The sequence below is a fragment of the Bacillus sp. AFS088145 genome (assembly GCF_002564465.1).
In the GTDB taxonomy this organism is placed as follows: Bacteria; Bacillota; Bacilli; order Bacillales; family Bacillaceae_G; genus Gottfriedia.
The window spans coordinates 1-16,888 of sequence record NZ_NUUX01000046.1 but is presented as its reverse complement, the minus strand read 5'-3'; the positions used below and the strand labels follow the sequence as shown (position 1 = coordinate 16,888).

At 34.1% G+C, this 16,888-nt stretch carries 12 protein-coding genes; 7 read left to right on the top strand and 5 right to left on the bottom strand.

Going from position 1 to position 16,888, the window contains the following annotated elements; all coding sequences use genetic code 11:
• Positions 1–132: 132 nt before the first annotated feature.
• Positions 133–519 carry an SMU1112c/YaeR family gloxylase I-like metalloprotein gene (gene gloA2, locus COI44_RS22270; protein ID WP_098429842.1) on the bottom strand — a complete coding sequence of 129 codons (387 nt, stop codon included), beginning with the start codon at positions 517–519 and terminating at the stop codon, positions 133–135.
• 196 nt (positions 520–715) lie between these two features.
• Complete coding sequence (locus COI44_RS22265) at positions 716–934, bottom strand: hypothetical protein (RefSeq protein ID WP_088014064.1); 219 nt, start codon at positions 932–934, stop codon at positions 716–718.
• Positions 935–1,154: 220 nt separating this feature from the next.
• Between COI44_RS22265 and COI44_RS22260 the strand changes: the two genes are divergently transcribed.
• Positions 1,155–2,189, top strand: coding sequence for a DUF3048 domain-containing protein (locus COI44_RS22260; RefSeq protein WP_098429841.1), 1,035 nt, complete (start codon positions 1,155–1,157; stop codon positions 2,187–2,189).
• A 183-nt stretch (positions 2,190–2,372) separates the two neighbouring features.
• Complete coding sequence (locus tag COI44_RS22255) at positions 2,373–3,233, top strand: pentapeptide repeat-containing protein (RefSeq protein ID WP_098429840.1); 861 nt, start codon at positions 2,373–2,375, stop codon at positions 3,231–3,233.
• A 421-nt stretch (positions 3,234–3,654) separates the two neighbouring features.
• On the opposite strand, the gene COI44_RS22250 is transcribed toward COI44_RS22255, so the two are convergent.
• Both COI44_RS22250 and pdxR read right to left on the bottom strand, forming a co-directional pair.
• Positions 3,655–4,491: an FtsW/RodA/SpoVE family cell cycle protein gene (locus tag COI44_RS22250; RefSeq protein WP_098429839.1), complete on the bottom strand. Its 837-nt coding sequence runs from the start codon at positions 4,489–4,491 to the stop codon at positions 3,655–3,657.
• A 31-nt stretch (positions 4,492–4,522) separates the two neighbouring features.
• A complete protein-coding gene (pdxR, locus tag COI44_RS22245; protein ID WP_098429838.1) occupies positions 4,523–5,956 on the bottom strand; it encodes a MocR-like pyridoxine biosynthesis transcription factor PdxR in 1,434 nt (477 codons plus the stop codon).
• Between the two features lie 138 nt (positions 5,957–6,094).
• Here pdxR and COI44_RS22240 point away from each other — a divergent pair, with 138 nt between their 5' ends.
• The gene (locus COI44_RS22240) at positions 6,095–7,024 is read left to right on the top strand and encodes a DMT family transporter (RefSeq protein WP_098429837.1); all 930 of its coding nucleotides are present in this window, start codon (positions 6,095–6,097) and stop codon (positions 7,022–7,024) included.
• Positions 7,025–7,137: 113 nt separating this feature from the next.
• On the opposite strand, the gene COI44_RS22235 is transcribed toward COI44_RS22240, so the two are convergent.
• A complete protein-coding gene (locus COI44_RS22235; RefSeq protein ID WP_098429836.1) occupies positions 7,138–7,500 on the bottom strand; it encodes a VOC family protein in 363 nt (120 codons plus the stop codon).
• A 417-nt stretch (positions 7,501–7,917) separates the two neighbouring features.
• Between COI44_RS22235 and COI44_RS22230 the strand changes: the two genes are divergently transcribed.
• The 4 genes from COI44_RS22230 (at position 7,918) to glsA (ending at position 16,510) form a co-directional block, all read left to right on the top strand.
• Entirely contained in the window at positions 7,918–9,198 is a 1,281-nt protein-coding gene (locus COI44_RS22230) for a helix-turn-helix domain-containing protein (protein WP_098429835.1), read from the top strand.
• Positions 9,199–9,321: 123 nt separating this feature from the next.
• Positions 9,322–13,593 (top strand): S8 family serine peptidase, encoded by a 4,272-nt coding sequence (locus COI44_RS22225; protein ID WP_098429834.1) that lies wholly within the window; start codon positions 9,322–9,324, stop codon positions 13,591–13,593.
• A gap of 390 nt (positions 13,594–13,983) precedes the next feature.
• Positions 13,984–15,447 (top strand): DEAD/DEAH box helicase, encoded by a 1,464-nt coding sequence (locus tag COI44_RS22220; protein ID WP_098429833.1) that lies wholly within the window; start codon positions 13,984–13,986, stop codon positions 15,445–15,447.
• A 106-nt stretch (positions 15,448–15,553) separates the two neighbouring features.
• Positions 15,554–16,510: a glutaminase A gene (gene glsA, locus COI44_RS22215; RefSeq protein ID WP_098429832.1), complete on the top strand. Its 957-nt coding sequence runs from the start codon at positions 15,554–15,556 to the stop codon at positions 16,508–16,510.
• Positions 16,511–16,888: the final 378 nt, after the last annotated feature.

The following is a 16,888-nucleotide window of genomic DNA, read 5'->3' as shown; positions in this document are numbered from 1 at the left end:
TGGAAAGCGAGCATCCTGTAATGGAAATCAACTTCATTTTACTCCTTTTACGAAAATTTGATAATTAAGTGACAATATTGTTTTTCATCAACTGAAAACCCAATCTTTCATTAAGATTGGGTTTTGTTTTTTCTATTCTTCATACAATTCTAATGGTAAGCCATCAGGATCCTGGAAAAATGTAAATTTTTTATTCGTTAACTCGTCAATTCTAATTGGTTCTACAAAGACAGCATTTTGTTTTAAGTATTGAATACTTTCTTCTATATCAGTTACAGTAAAAGCTAAATGGCGTAACCCAACTGCTTCTGGATTTGTAAGTCGCTTCGGTGGATTAGGAAATGAAAATAGCTCAATTTGTCCATTTTTTCCAATACTTAAGTCCAATTTATAAGAGTCTCGCTCCTCTCGATAGGTTTCCTTAATTACCTTACACCCTAATAAATTTATGTAAAAGTTCTTAGACAATTCATAATTAGAACAAATGATAGCGACATGATGGATATTCTTAATTTCCATAATAAAACTCCTTATTACTTTGATTTACTAAAACTTTTTCTAGTTTATCATGATTAGTACAGTTTGAAAAAAGAATACATTCCATTTAGACAGTATAGTTCATAGTTTTAAGTGGAAAAATGAATTGTGAAACTGTAAAACTAGACAGAAATTCAAAAAAAATAATGGGAATAATCTCCCATTAAGTTTTAGTAATTTATCTTCTTCTTTTTTTATCATCTTTTGCTAAAACCTGTACTTTCTTTATAACTTCTAGTTCTACAATTACATGTACATGTTTATCATTTATTTGATTAACACTTAATACTTTACCTTTTCGACCTTTAATGAAAATAGCATCTCCTTCAGAGGGGACATTTTTGAGTAGTTGGTTTAATAGTTCAACGTTTTTCTCGATATAATGAACTACAATCATATAGCTTCAACTCCTCTAATCATTCTTATCTTTATAAATATTTAAGATTAAATAAAATAAGAACAATTTTAAGCTGATTATTTAACAATACAAGTTCATATATTTAGGAATAACTTCAATATAAGATGGGCGTTTAATTATTGAAAAATTCTAACAAATACTTTCTATTTTAAAAGTTATTTAATACAATTTAAGAAAATAACAGATTGTGAGGGAGCCAATGCATAAGAAAATTTTATCAATAATTGTGATAAGTTTGCTTCTAGTAGGATGTAAGCATGACGAAAAGTCTGTAAAAACAGTTAAAAATGATGATAAAAATCCTTCGAATGAACATGTAATTGATAAAGGAGAAATTGATACGATTTATGCTCCTTTAAGTGGATTGCCAATAAGTCAGGCTAGTGAACAAAGACCTGTAGCAGTTATGGTAAATAATTATTATTTAGCTAGACCTCAAAGTGGATTAAGTAATGCTGATGTTGTTTATGAAATTTTAGCAGAAGGAGATATTACAAGATTTCTAGCTATTTTTCAAAGCAATATACCTGAAAAAATAGGTCCTGTAAGAAGTGCGAGAGATTATTACATCAATTTGGCAAATGGTTATCATGCATTATTTATATGTCACGGAAATAGTCCTAAAGCGAAACAAATGATGGATTCGGGAATGATTGATGCATTAAACGGACTGATCTACGACGGTACGTTATTTAAAAGAGATAAAACGAGAAAAGCACCTCACAATTCGTATATTTTGAAAGAGGGTATTGAAAAAGGAGTTGTTCAAAGGCATTACTCTTATTCAGAAAAAGTTAATCCATTAGATTTTACGCAGAAAGACTTAGTATTTGATAACTCTTGGAAAAATGCTGGTGAAGTATTTATAAAATATTCTCATGATGCAAAAAATAATGTGACTTACAAATATTCGAATTCAACTAAACAATTTCAGCGGGTTCAAAATGGAATTGTAGCAAAGGATGCTTTGAACGGAAAAGAGCTTCAAATTAAAAATATTTTAGTCGTAGAAGCGACTCATAAAATTATTGATAGTTATGGTCGCCGTTCAATTGATATCGAACATGGAGGGAAAGGATATTATATTGTTGATGGAAAGTATATGAATATACAATGGAAGAATGTAGATGGTCGAATCATTCCGTTTACACTAGATGGAACTGAAATAAAACTTTCACCAGGTCAAACCTGGATTAACTTTGTTCCATTCTTAAAAGATGTAACAATTAAATAAAGTACACTAAAACAGATAATTTTATATGATTATCTGTTTTTTATTGCTAAAAAATGAAGAGTGAACACTGCCTTATGAATGTTGAGTGTTGCACTTAATAAGCTGTAATTACTAAGTTTGACCAAAAAAAATTACGATGTTACGATAAATAATATTATTCGTTTAGGGAAGGGGGCGCAGGGAGTGGCTAGTAAAATTGAAAATATAGGATTAGTAAACGAGCGTTATAAAAATCTAAAAGCGGACTGTGAGAGTTGCTTTGGACTATGCTGTGTCGCATTACCTTTTGCTGCCTCAGCTGATTTTGCTAATGATAAAATTGCAGGTAAACCTTGTCATAATTTACAATCAGACTTTCGTTGCGGAGTTCACAAGAATTTAAGAGAGTTAGGTTTCAAAGGCTGTACTGTTTTTGATTGCTTTGGAGCGGGACAAAAAGTATCACAAGTAACCTTTAATGGAAAAGACTGGCGACAAAATCCAGAATTGGCTTTTGAGATGTATGAAGTATTTCCGATTATGAAGCAACTGCATGAAATGCTTTGGTATTTAAATGAAAGTTTGACGATTAGTGCTGCAAGTGAGATTCATAATGAAATCAAAACAGTTTTAGAAGAAACTGAAAAATTAACACTTATGGACCCTAAACTAATCCAAAACTTAGATATCACAGCTCACCGTGCAGAAGTTAACTCTTTACTTTTACGTGCTAGTGAGCAAGCAAGGACCGTGGCTTCGAAAAAATTTAAAAACAATAAGAAGCGTCAAAAAGCTACCGGTAGAGCTTTAGACTTTATTGGTGCTAAATTAAAGGATGCGAATTTTATCGGAGCAAACTTAAGAGGGGCCTACCTAATAGCTGCAGATTTAAAGGGAGCCGATTTAAGAGGTTCTGATCTAATCGGTGCAGACTTACGTGATGCTAATTTGAGTGGTGCGGACCTTACAGGAAGTATTTTTCTTACTCAAGCTCAAATTAACTCAGCCAAGGGAGATTATCACACTAGAATACCAGCAACACTTAAAAGACCATCTCATTGGTGAGAAAAACTGAACCATTTTAATGGTTCAGTTTTTCTCATGACGGGTTCATGAGGAAGTAAAACAGCCAAAAAATGAAAAGAACTTCCTCATAATAGGTTCATGAGGAAGTAAAATAGCCAAAAAATGAAAAGAACTTCCTCATAACAGGTTCATGAGGAAGTAAAACAGCCAAAAAATGAAAAGAACTTCCTCATAACAGGCCCATGAGGAAGTAAAACAGCCAAAAAATGAAAAGAACTTCCTCATGACAGGTTCATGGGGAAGTAAAACAGCTAAAAAATGAAAAGAACTTCCTCATGAAAGGTTTATGAGGAAGTAAAACAGCGGAAATATTAAAAGAACTTCCTCATAACAGGCCCATGAGGAAGTAAAACAGCCCAAGCTCATTTACAACAGTCTAAAAATGAACCATTTTAATGGTTCATTTTTTATTATATACATACCAACAAATAGCAATTAAGTAACCGATAAAAGGCGATGTTCCATAGCCCATAATCGGTACCGGGAAGTTTCCAAAAAAGCTTGAAAGAATACTAATCGAAAAATAGATCCCTAGACTAAATGATAATGGTTTTGCACTGTTTGGCGGAAATAAGAAAAATGGCATTAATAAAATAAAAAGTGAGATTACCGCTAAGATTAGCCATCCGACTCCCATTTCCTTTACTAAACTTAAAATGTCTTCTACATAAGATACTGGGGCAAGTTGATCTAAGTGAGACCAGCTATAGATAATTAAAAGTATAAAAACAATAAATGGTAGTATTTGAACGCTTTTATTCTTTTTTATATTTAGTAATAGAAATGAGATACCGATCGTAAAAGCTGTTAGTTGGGATGCGTCTGGTTGAAAAAGTAATAATACTGTAAAGAATGATGCAAAACCAAAATTAAGCCAAAATGGTTTTGATTTCATTAAGCTTGATAGTTGAATTATTAATAACGGAACTAAAACTAAAGCGATATTAAATCTTAATGGACCAATTGCTATCCAGCGATGTACACCGTGTAATCCTTTGTCCAAAAAGGTAAGTAAAAATAATATGAGTATGCATATAATGACAATGATATTTGTCTTTTTCTTAGTGGGTTTCTGATCTCTACACAGAACTAAAAAGGAGATGATTCCTCCTACAAAAGCAATTAAAAGATTTTGACCGTAAATGGACGGGGACACTTGGCTATTGATCATGGCAAGTACTCCGATTAACATTGCTGGCATGGTTATGACGAGTGGTAATAAGTTGAAATTAAGCATCTTGTCCTAAAGGCCTTCCTTTACGATAGTTTTATATTTGTTTAATTATATTGCGTAGTTTCTCTAACCCCTCGGTTAAATCATTTTCGCTAACTAGTGAGTAACTAATTCGAAATGAAGAAATATCTGTACTGTTATTAAAACAAGCTACACCAGGTAAGAATGAGATATTTTCGTGATTAGCTTTTCTTAATAAATTAAAAATATCTAGATTTGATGTATTAAATGTAAGCCACAAATTAAAGCCGCCATCAGGTATCCGAAAATTTAATTGATCATTAAGAGATGAAAGTATTTCAACACTTGTATCACGCCGAATTTGTAGTGCGATTCGTAGCTTTTCAACGTGACTTCGCATTCGATCGGTTCGTAGAAATGGTAAAATCGCTTTTTGTGTTAGTAAAGGGCTACCCACATCCATTGAAGCTTTTACCGCAAGTAGCCATTCCAGAACCGGTCCATTTGCTAGCATTGCAGCAATTCTAACTCCGGGAGCTAAAGTTTTACTAAATCCTTTAATGTAGATGACGTGGTCTGATTGATCATAATACTTAATTGGGTAATATTGAAATGCTTTTTCGAAATAAATATCACTAAATGAATCGTCTTCAAGAATAAAAAAATGATACTGTTGTGCAAGTTCAATTAATTCTTTTCTACGACCATTACTCATTGAGATTCCAGTTGGGTTTTGAAAGGTAGGGTTAACATAAATTAATTTTGGTGTAAATTTAATGCACATATCTTCAATTAAGTCTGATCGAATTCCCTCTTCATCCATCTCGACAGGTATTATATGAATCCCCTTATTTATAAAAATATCAAGTGCACCACCATAGCACGGACTCTCGACTATAATTGAATCCCCAGGTTTTAATAGTGCTTGTGCTACTAAGTCAATTCCTTGCTGAACCCCGCTTGTAATAATTAGATTTTCAGCTTTAGCTCGTATTTTTTGAAATTCATATAAATGTTTAATAATTTCCGTTCTTAATTCAATATCTCCTTGAATAGGTCCGTAGGTTGTTAATATAGACGCATCTTCTCTTAAAAGTTTTTGCATTTCATCCGCTAAAAATTTATTAGGAAGTAGACGTGGATATACAACTGCCTTTGAAAAATCATATTTTAACTGTTCTCTATTTATTAAGTATTGGGATCTTACAATATTAATTCCTAAAGTCTGTTGCCAGTTATTACTTTGATCAACTGGTGATGTTTTTTTTACTTTCTTACTAATAAATACTCCTTTACCTGGCACCACCGTGACATAGCCGTTAGACTCTAACCATTTATAAGCCTTTCTAACAGTTAAAACGCTTATTGAAAGTTCCTCTGCCAATATCCGTAAAGATGGTAATTTTTCGTTAGGCAAAAGTAGACCACTTTGAATGCTACCTGCAATTTGAGTGCTTACTTGGAGATAAATCGGAACTGTTGATTTTTTATGGATTTGAATTTTCATAGATCACCACTAGTTTTTTAGTTTTAAATTAATTAAAAAAAGATCAATCGTCAATGGAAAAAAAGCTAACTGTTATATGCTCTATTATACTGTTATACTCCGACTTTAATATAATACTTTTATCAAAGGGGTGATGAGATGATCATTATAAATTATATTTTTATTTGTATTATTTTCGGTACAACTTTTCTAGCAATAAAATTCGGAATTGAGTCAGGCGTTTCGCCATTATTTTCAGCCGGCATTCGATTTACATTAGCGGGACTGATTGTCATTTTATATTTTCTTCTTAAAGGGGTAAATGTGAAGAAATTTATTTTTTCAAAGCGAATTATGTATATTGGATTCTGCTTAACTTTTATGACATTTTCAACATTATATTGGGCAGAGCAGTATATAACATCAGGGTTAGCCGCAGTTTTGTCTGCAACTGGTCCAATGATGATTTTACTTTTCCAATTAAGGAGAAATAAAAAGGGAATTGAGCGTAAACAGTTAATAGCGTTATTAATGGCTTTTGCAGGTGTAATTTTTGTCTGTTTACCTGGGATAAGTCAGCATGTTTCTTACTTATGGGTTGCTGCTTGTATCGCAGTATTATTTGGAGAAGCTTTTTACGGATTTGGATCGATCTCCTCAAAAGAAATATTAACAGAATACAGTACTGTATCACCATTTTTAATCAATGCTTTTCAAATGTTATATGGTGGAATATTTCTATTATTAGTTTCTTTTTTATTAGAAAAACCGAAAATCGAAAGTTTAAGTTCTTGGGACGCCGTGTGGCCAATTTTGTATCTTGTATTTATAGGTTCAATAGGGGGACACGGACTATACAGTTGGTTATTATCTAAAACGAACCCGGTCTTCCCCTCAACTTGGCTCTATGTATCACCATTAATTGCAAGTGTCTTAGGTTATTTCGTAATGGACGAACCGATTAAACCAATTATGGCAATTGGTGGCATACTAATATTATCCGGTGTATTCATTGCAAATTGGTCAACGTTTTCTATGTATAGAAAGCAAGGTAGGCTTTTAAAAAAAGAAGTGAATATTTCAAAGTAATATCGTTAATTTGGAATTTGCAGTTTGTTGATAATTTGAATGTAAAACTAAAAAAAACAAAGAAAATCCACATGGAAAATGAATTATCCTGTGGATTTTCTTACTTTAATTAATTATGATTTTTGAACAAATGCCCATATATAACCGTCTGGATCTCTTAAGCAAAACTCCTTATAGCCCCATGGTTGAACAGTAGGTTCTGTGATGACTTTTTCACCATTTGAGAAATCTAATGGCATCAATTCTTTTTCCAATACACTTGCAAATAGTGGATCGACTTCATTTACGACTAATTGAAAGACTGCATCAGTATTGGATTGCGAATCAGTAGGGTGGAGCATTAACTCGCCATTCCCTGCATTAAACCAATACATACCATCGTTTCCTCTTAAATATTCAAATCCAACTTTTTCATACCAGTTCTTAGAAGAGTTTGTGTCTTTACAAAAAATAACAATATCTAAAACTCCATTCATTTAATCAGCTCCTTTATATTTACTGTATTAACTATTCTTTGCAGAACATATGCTTACCTTTTTTATCATTTAAAAAGTAGAAATGGATCATCTCTCTAGTATTTCAGTAGAAGAGTTTTTAATGCCTAGGTTTCTTGCAATCATCTCGTATCGTGTCAGTAGTTTCATATTTTATTAACAAATTAATAGGGTTCTCTATACGTCATTATGTATCTGGAAAGCCTTTTTCGACCGTTTGTCTATTAAAAATAGATTATGTCTACAAGATTAATACAAATTGACAAAATTTTTGAAAAATAAAATGGTATCAAGTTTCGTTATAATGAAATTGTAATCTGATAGCTTTAAGAGAATTGTCATATATAACGCTCGGGAAAGAGCTGAAGTAAATAGGAAGATAATTGGTAGGTGAGAAGAATGAATGCAGCTCTATTTAAAGAAATTCAATGTATATGCCTAGAGAAAGGCTGGACAAAAACTGATTTGGCTCAGGAGTCAGGTATTCATATTAGTGAAATAAGTCGTATTTTCAATCATAGACGCTCGCTCACATTAAAATATTTAGATGCCATTTCAGAAGCTATTGGATTGGAGGAAGGCGCTCTTTATTCATATTTTTATGAGGAGTGTTTTAATGAAGAACAAATTTTGGACAAGCGTAAAAGCGTACAGTTTTTATTCAAATGTTTTACTAATAGTTACGAGGAGCATTGTCAAAATCTGTTACATGTTATGACAACAGAAAAATCAGTTACGATTCAAATCGATTATTTGAATTACATTTTTTTCGTCGCAGAGGAACTTTTTAAAGCTGGAAAAGAAGAAAAAGCTTTGTTTTTGTACGAGCTTATTATTGAATGTGATTCGAAGGACGTTTTAGAACTGTTGGCAATTAGTTATTATAGACGTTTTTATATTTTAAGATTGACGGAGGATGGTCAGCACGCATTGACATATGTGTTGGAGTATCTGTTTTGCATGCCGAAGAAGGTTAGAATGGAAGCCTATTTATGGATCTCAGCTTTTTATTATAGGCGCGAGCAATGGGAAGAGGTACTTTACTACGCCGAGAGATTAAGGAAATTGGTTAAAAACGGAGAGTATTATGGAAGAGCACTTATGTATAAAAGCTTCGCACTTGCACGTCTTGGGGGCTCATTAGAAGAAATATTAGAACTTACAGAACAATATGCGGGGGTAAATGATTATTTTGCTGATATAGCTAAAGGAAATCGCCTTGCTTCTTATTTAGATTACGGACAGCTAGAGTATGTAGATCAGTATCTTAATTGGCTAGAAGATAGAGAGGATGTATACGTTGGATTACCAAAGGTACTTGAAGCCTTTATCCGTTTGAATCGATTAGATGATGCTAAAAAAATCCTAGATTTATATCAACATACAATTGAAGAATTGATAATAGATGCCGAGCCATGGTTAAAACAGAAGGTGTATTTGGAATTTCGATATGCATATGCTTTTTATCAGTGTGAAAGCCTACAGCTGCCAAATGGTTTAGATGAATTACTGGATGTAGCTTTTACAGCAAATCAAATAGGCAACTTAGAAAGATTCAATAAATGTCTTCTAATATATTGGAGATATAAGGACCATGCGACTTCGGATCAAATAAATAAGTATATTCAACTATTGAGTATTAATGGTATTAAGGAGAGCTCATCGCACAATTTTGCATAGTTCAATTCTATTGGTTTTAAGAAGAAAATAAAAAAAAAACAATTTGACGTAATTTTCAGAAAATAAAATTATATCAAGTTTCTTTATAATGAACTTATTAAGAAAAGAAAGTAGGGATAGTAGTTGAAAAAGAAAATGTTTAGAAATGTTACTACACTAGCATTAACAACAGGACTTATCAGTACTACAATGACACCAGGTTCCTTTTCACAACAAGTTCATGCACAAGCAACTTCAAAGATTGAACAAGTACTAGCGCAACTGACACCTCAGCAGCGCGAGGCAATTAAACAATTGAAATTAAGTGACAAAGAGGGGCTTCAATTGTCTTCTGATGTCGATCAAACAAGTGACAAGCTTACTCCTGTCATTGTTGAGTTTAAGGACAAGCCACAGCAGACTGCAGTTTTAGAAGCAGAGGCAGATGGAGTAACGTTAACAACTGATGCTGCAAAAGAAAAGGTGGAAGCTTCACACGAAACATTCCAGAAAGACTTAAAAACAATTTTTAGCAGTGAATTAAAAGCAAAGAAAAATCCATATTCAATTAAACGATCATATAAGAAAACATTTAATGGAGTTTCTATGACTCTACCAGCAAACAAAATAAAGTCGTTACTTAATTCGAATGCAGTAAAGGCTGTCTGGAGTGATATGCAAGTTCAAGTAGAGCCGCCTTCAATCAAGGAGACGACAACTAAGCAAACAGCAACTCATACGATGGTTACATTCCCGGGCGTTGAAAAACTTCACCAAGAAGGCTTTACAGGAAAAGGTGTAAAAGTCGGAATTATTGATACTGGGATTGATTACAATCACCCAGATCTAAAAGGTGCTTTTAAAGGTGGTTACGATTTCGTCGATAATGACAATGACCCGATGGAAACCTCATATGCGGATTGGCAGAAGTCTGGCCAGCCTGAAAGAAGTTCAAGCGGTGAAGCATACTATACTGAGCATGGGACACATGTAGCTGGTATTATTGCTGGACAAGCAAAAAACAATGCAGATTTTGCTGTAGAAGGTGTTGCCCCTGGAGCTGATATTTATTCTTATCGTGTTTTAGGACCATATGGCTCTGGATCTTCTTCAGCTATTTTGGCAGGTATCGATAAAGCCGTATCAGATGGAATGGATATTATTAATATGTCTCTTGGAGCAAACTATAATGATCCATTATATCCAACGAGTATTGCTGTAAACAATGCTGTCCTAGCAGGAGTAACAGCGATTGTTGCAGCAGGAAATTCAGGAGATCGAATGTATTCACTTGGCGCGCCAGGTAATGCACCTTTAGCCATTACAGTTGGAGCGAGCGATACATCTGTTTCAATTCCTAGTTTTACAGGATCACTACATTCTTCACCAGGTGATTTGCCTGCTGATCTTAAGTTAGCTGCTAAAGGTTTAACTGATGATGTAGCGGACTTTGAAGGTCAAACTTTACAAATGGTAAATGTATCATATGGTGGTGAACCTAGTTATTGGATGGGTTCTGCTGGTAGCTCGGATCCAATCGATGTAAAGGGAAAAGTGGTTTTGGCACAACGCGGTAGCTATGGTATTACTCAAATCATTGCGACTGCTAAAGCTCATGGTGCAAAGGCTGTTGTTTTATATGATACAAATGTTCCTTTAGGTGATGTATATCTTGGAGATGGTTACGGCCTACTTCCGGCATTTTTACTAAGTTACGCACAAGGAAGTGCCTTAGCAGCTAAATTACCTTTATTTGGGGCATCTAAAGGTACATCACTTGGCTTCACATTTAGTAATATGAAACAACAAGTGACAGTTGGTGATAAATTAGCACCTTTTAGCTCACGTGGTCCATCTCGTGTATTATACGATATTAAGCCTGAAGTAACGGCACCTGGTGTATCTGTTTTCTCTACTGTTCCTTCTTATATGCATGGGGCAGATCAAATTGGAAACTATCAATACGCGTATGAGCGTTTATCTGGAACGTCAATGGCAACACCTAATGTCGTTGGGGTCGCAGCATTATTAAAACAAGCTCATCCAGATATGTCTCCTTCAGATATTAAATCAACACTTATGAATACAGCAGATCCATTATCTGATAAATACAGTGTGTATGAAGTGGGGGCAGGTCGTGTAAACCCATATGATGCTGTTCACACTCAGACTGAAATCCAAGTAAAAGATAAAACTTCAACAGTAAAAGATAATACAAGTAATAATGGTGCAACTACTTTAGCAAGTAAGGGCATTAAACAAATTAAAAACATTACTGGTGCATTAAGTTTTGGAGAACAAACAGTTACGGCTAAAGACCTATCAGATCAACGTGCCATTACGGTATTTAATAAAAGCTCTGTAGACAAGACATATGACGTAAAGGTTCAATTTCAAACATTAAGTGCTAGAAATCCAATTGATTCTAGAGCAGACCAAGATGCTGCTGCAAATGGCGTTACATTAGATTTGAAATCATCTGTAAAAGTAAAACGATACAGCAGTGCTAATATGGATGCGACAATCAATGTTCCTAAAACAGCAAAGCTTGGAACTTATGAAGGGTATGTAGTCTACACAAACCAAAAAGATCCTAATGAAACATATAAAATTCCATTTGCTATTCATACCGTAAAAGAAGGGATCGACTACCTAACAGGTAATCCACCTGCGTTTACAGTGCCATATGAAGCGGCAAGTAATGCGACAAAATGGTCAATAGGCGTAAACTTTAAATTAAATTCTCATATGCGTTATTTTGATTTCTTTATTGTGGATCCAAAAACAGACAAAGAAATCGGATTCTTAGGCTCAGCTGACGGAATGGGAGCAGATGAGAATATTGAATATTATTTCCGTGGAATTCTGAATAATGGACAATACTATCCATTAACTGGTGATCCGGATAATCCAATTGGATATGATCTTAAAGAGATTGACCCAGGTTTATGGAAAATTAGAATGGTAGGTACAAACGATAAGGGCGAAACTTTCACTGCAGATGCGCCTGTTTATAATGGGGTGAAAGAAGCAAAAGTAACAATGAATAATATGAAAGCTGGGGGGATTTACGAAACTGCCAACCCAACTGACACAAAAGTTACTGTATCAGGTAATGTATTTGATAAAGAAATAGACGAGATGAAAGCAGCAGGCATTAATGCTTCGCAAGGTGATAATAATTTTACTTATTATAATCCTAATAACTCACAAGAGAAAAGTATACCACTAGACTCACAAGGGAATTTCAACGCTGAAATACCGTTAAGTACATCTGGTCCAGTTGTAAATGCCATTACAGAGTACGACTTCTCAGATTATACTAAATCAACTGTAAGAAACTACGGTAGTTTTATTGATGCATATTTTGTTAGAAAAGGAACAGCTTATACAACAGCAATCTCTGATAAGCAGCGTATAAACATGGGTGAATCAACTACTGTAACGTTCTCAACAAAAAATGTGAAAACTAATGTGAAGAAGGCAGAATTCACTTTCCTTTACCCAAGTCAGTACCTCGATTTAATCAATGTACAACCGAATGCAGCATTTAAAGGAAAACTAGATGTTCAATATACGACTGCTCAGTTTAATAATTCGTTAACTAAAATGACTGTCACTGCTACAGCAACAGGAGACTTAGCGAATACTGGGATAGCTGGTGATGTATCTTTAGTAGATTTAACATTAAAAGCAAAAGATCTATACTACAAAGGACCAATGAACTTCTACAATGGAACAGGTACAAGCAGATTCTTTAGTGCTGTTTATACAAATGTGGATAATACGACGGTAACAACACAAGGAATCCAACCTTATTTCTATATTCAACCGACGTATTCATTAATGAGAGCTCAAGTTCTGGCTGAAGGACTAATGTTGTTCGGTGGAGAACCTATGGCTAAACAAATTGACTTCAATAAAACAGGTACAAAAATTAGTGTGAAAGATGTAAATGGTAAAGAATATGGTGTATCTGATCCTTTAGGTTACGCTGGCAACTTATCACAAGCAGCATTTAGAACGAGATTACCGATAACGGATGATGAGTTTACATTAAAAATTGATGTGCCAGGTCACTTTACTTTCTCTAAAGACTTTACAATCGGAATAAAAGAAGATGGAAAAACGACAGCAGGATCTAAACCAATCAATTATGACTATATTCCTGGTGGAGATGTAAATAAAGATAATGTCATTGACGTAAAAGACGCGATCTATATCCAAACATATTGGGATACAAATAAACGTGATGCTGACATTAACTATGATGGTGTTGTTGATGCAAAGGATATGCAGTATGTTATTAATAACTACAAAATGCAAAATCCATGGAACGACAATTCACCAAAAGCAGCGACAAAGTATAAGGGCAAAACATTAGATGATGTTTTACAAGCACTAGGATTAGAGTAAATCAATAAAAGTTAAACGGTAACCTTTTGAGGTTTACCGTTTTTTTATGCTGTTGAAAAAATAGGATTTTTATAAGGCTAATTTGTATATGGTGATTGTTATTCTAAGTTTATTTAGTTTAACGGGCATCCTGAAGTGGAAATCAACTAACCTATACTTCCTTGATCCCGAATTAATTATTTCATTAAACTTTTGATTATTTTATTAAGGAATTGTGAAAAATAACTTGATACAGAAGAAATCTGATCGATTTTACTGACAAAGTTATATAAGAATTATTTTAAAAGATTAATAAACGTTGTGATACAATGGATAAGTAATTTTTGAGTAAATATATGAAACAACCATTATTATTTATAATGATAGAAAATAGAAAGTAAGGTAAATATAATGAATAAATTTTCTAGTTTAGGTTTAAGTGAGGAATTAACTGAGTATTTAACTGAATTAGGCATAACAGAGCCTACTCCAATTCAAGACAAGGCAATTCCAATTATATTTGAAGGTAAGGATTTAATAGGACAGGCGCAAACAGGTACTGGTAAAACATTTGCATTCTTATTTCCAATCCTAGAAAGAATTAATTTAGAATTACCACATACACAAGCATTAGTCGTTGCTCCAACAAGAGAGCTGGCCCTTCAAATAACTGCTGAGGCTAAAAGGATTGTTAGTGATGATTTTGGAGTACTTGCTGTGTACGGCGGACAAGATGTTGAACAACAAGCGCGTAAACTAAAAAGTGGTGCACATTTAATCATTGCAACACCTGGTAGACTTTTAGACCATTTAAGAAGAGGAACTATAAATTTAGATAAAGTTGATTTTCTAGTGCTTGATGAAGCAGACCAAATGTTACATATTGGATTTTTACAAGAGGTAGAAGATATTATCAATCAAACTCCTATATCGAGACAAACCTTATTATTTTCTGCTACAATGCCAGATCAAATCCAATCACTTGCAAAGCGTTACATGAAAAAGCCGGAAATTATTAAAGTAAAAGCTAAAAGAATTACACTAGATGAAATTGAACAATTAATTATTGAAACAACAGATCGCGGAAAACTTAATGCTTTATTGAATCAAATCAAAGAAGCAGAGCCGTTTCTAGCAATCATTTTTTGTAGAACAAAAAGAAGAGCTAATAAATTAAATGAACAGCTTAAAGGAAAAGGTCTTTTATCTGAAGAACTACACGGAGATTTAACCCAAGGCAAGCGCGAAAAAGTTATGAAATTGTTCCGTGAAGCTAAAATACAATATCTTGTAGCAACAGATGTAGCAGCTAGAGGAATTGATGTCGAAGGTGTTACTCACGTCTTCAACTATGATATACCATTAGATACAGAAAGCTATGTACATCGAATTGGAAGAACAGGACGTGCTGGAGATACTGGTATTGCAATTACATTTGCTACTCCAAAAGATTTTCAAGATATGAGAGTAATTGAAAAAGAGCTTAATCTTTCAATTAAAAGAATAGAAATGGAAAGAGGAGAAAGTTCAGGCAGAGCGGATCGAACAGAAAATACAGGCAGAACAGAAAAATCGAGAAATGCTGGTAGAGCAGAAAAATTGAGAAATGCAGGCAGAGCGGAAAGAACGGGTAATGCCGGTAGAGCAGAAAGATCAGGTAGTGAAGGCAGAACGGAAAGACCAGTAAATGCAGGCAGAGCGGATAGATCAGGAAATGCAGGCAGAACGGATAGACCAGGAAATGCAGGCAGAACGGATAGATCAGGAAATGCAGGCAGAGCAGAAAGAACAGGAAATGCAAGCAGAGCAGATAGATCAAGAAGTACCGGGAGATCAACAAGAAATGAAGGTAGATCTGGTAGGAGAAGTAGATAAGAAAAACGTGAAGAGTAGGTAGGGATTTAATTATTGTAGGCATACTCTTATAAAGTGATTTTGGGAATGGCTTTTCCCTTAAAAATAAAATAAAACAGGTGATTTAATGACGCAGACTGGTTTTCGAGAGGAAAAAGAAGTTCACAACATGGAGGAATTGAAAGTCCTTATTGAAGAAGCAAAGGAGTTTATTCAGTATGGAAAAGTAGCCAATTATATTCCTGCTCTTGCAAAGGCAAATAAAAAGGATTTATCATTGGCTGTGTTTTTGCCTGATGGACGACATTTTGAAGCTGGTAATACGAGCATTCGTTTTACTTTGCAAAGTATTTCGAAGGTAATTTCGCTAGCTTTAGTTTTAATGGATCGTGGAGAAGATTTTGTATTTGAGCGAGTAGGGATGGAGCCTACAGGTGATCCGTTTAATTCAATTGCAAAATTAGAAGTTAGGTCTGCTGGAAAGCCGTTAAATCCAATGATTAATGCGGGGGCTTTGGCAGTTACAAGTATGATTAAAGGTCATAGTATAAATGATCGCTTTAATCGACTATTAAACTTTATGAGGGTTTTAACAGGTAATAAAGATCTTTCTTATTCGAAAGAAGTTGCTACATCTGAATTTGAAACAGCGCACTTGAACAGATCGCTTTGTTACTTTATGAAAGAGCATGGAATTATTACTGAAGATGTTGAATTGTTATTAGATTTATATACAAAACAATGTTCAATCGAAGTAAACTGTTTAGAAATGGCGAGAATTGGACTTGTTTTCGCACTTGATGGTTGGGATCCAATTTCTAAAGCGCAGCTTATACCTGAAAAAGTAGCAAAGATTTGTAACACTTTTATGGTTACTTGTGGGATGTACAATGCATCGGGTGAGTTTGCGATTAAAGTTGGAATTCCTGCTAAAAGTGGTGTTTCTGGCGGTGTGATGGGTGCGGTACCTCGCCGATTTGGAATTGGTGTTTATGGACCGTCACTTGATGAAAAAGGAAATAGTATAGCCGGTAATAAATTATTAGAGTTACTGGCTTCACGATATAACTTGAGTATTTTTTAATATAGAGGGCTGTCCATAAGTCAGATTAATTGACGAGTGGGCAAGCCCTTTTTATGTTGAGGTGGGGTATCTTGTCAGTATTATTCATTTGTGATGAATTTTACTGCTACTTTTTATAGTAAACTAGCAAATTTTTTTCGTTTTTTATCCGACTAGAGAAAACATAGACCAATTTTGCTATTATTCCATTTGAAATTAGCTACTTCAGTACAATTATTGTGTTTTAATACCTTTACCACTATAGGTATTTTTCTACCTTATTTGCGATTCTTGGGATTTTAATTGCAGTTTTGCTATTTTTATTTGCGATTCTCGAATTTTAATTGCAGATCTGCCATTTTTATTTGCGATTTTCGAAATTTAATTGCAGTTCGTCTT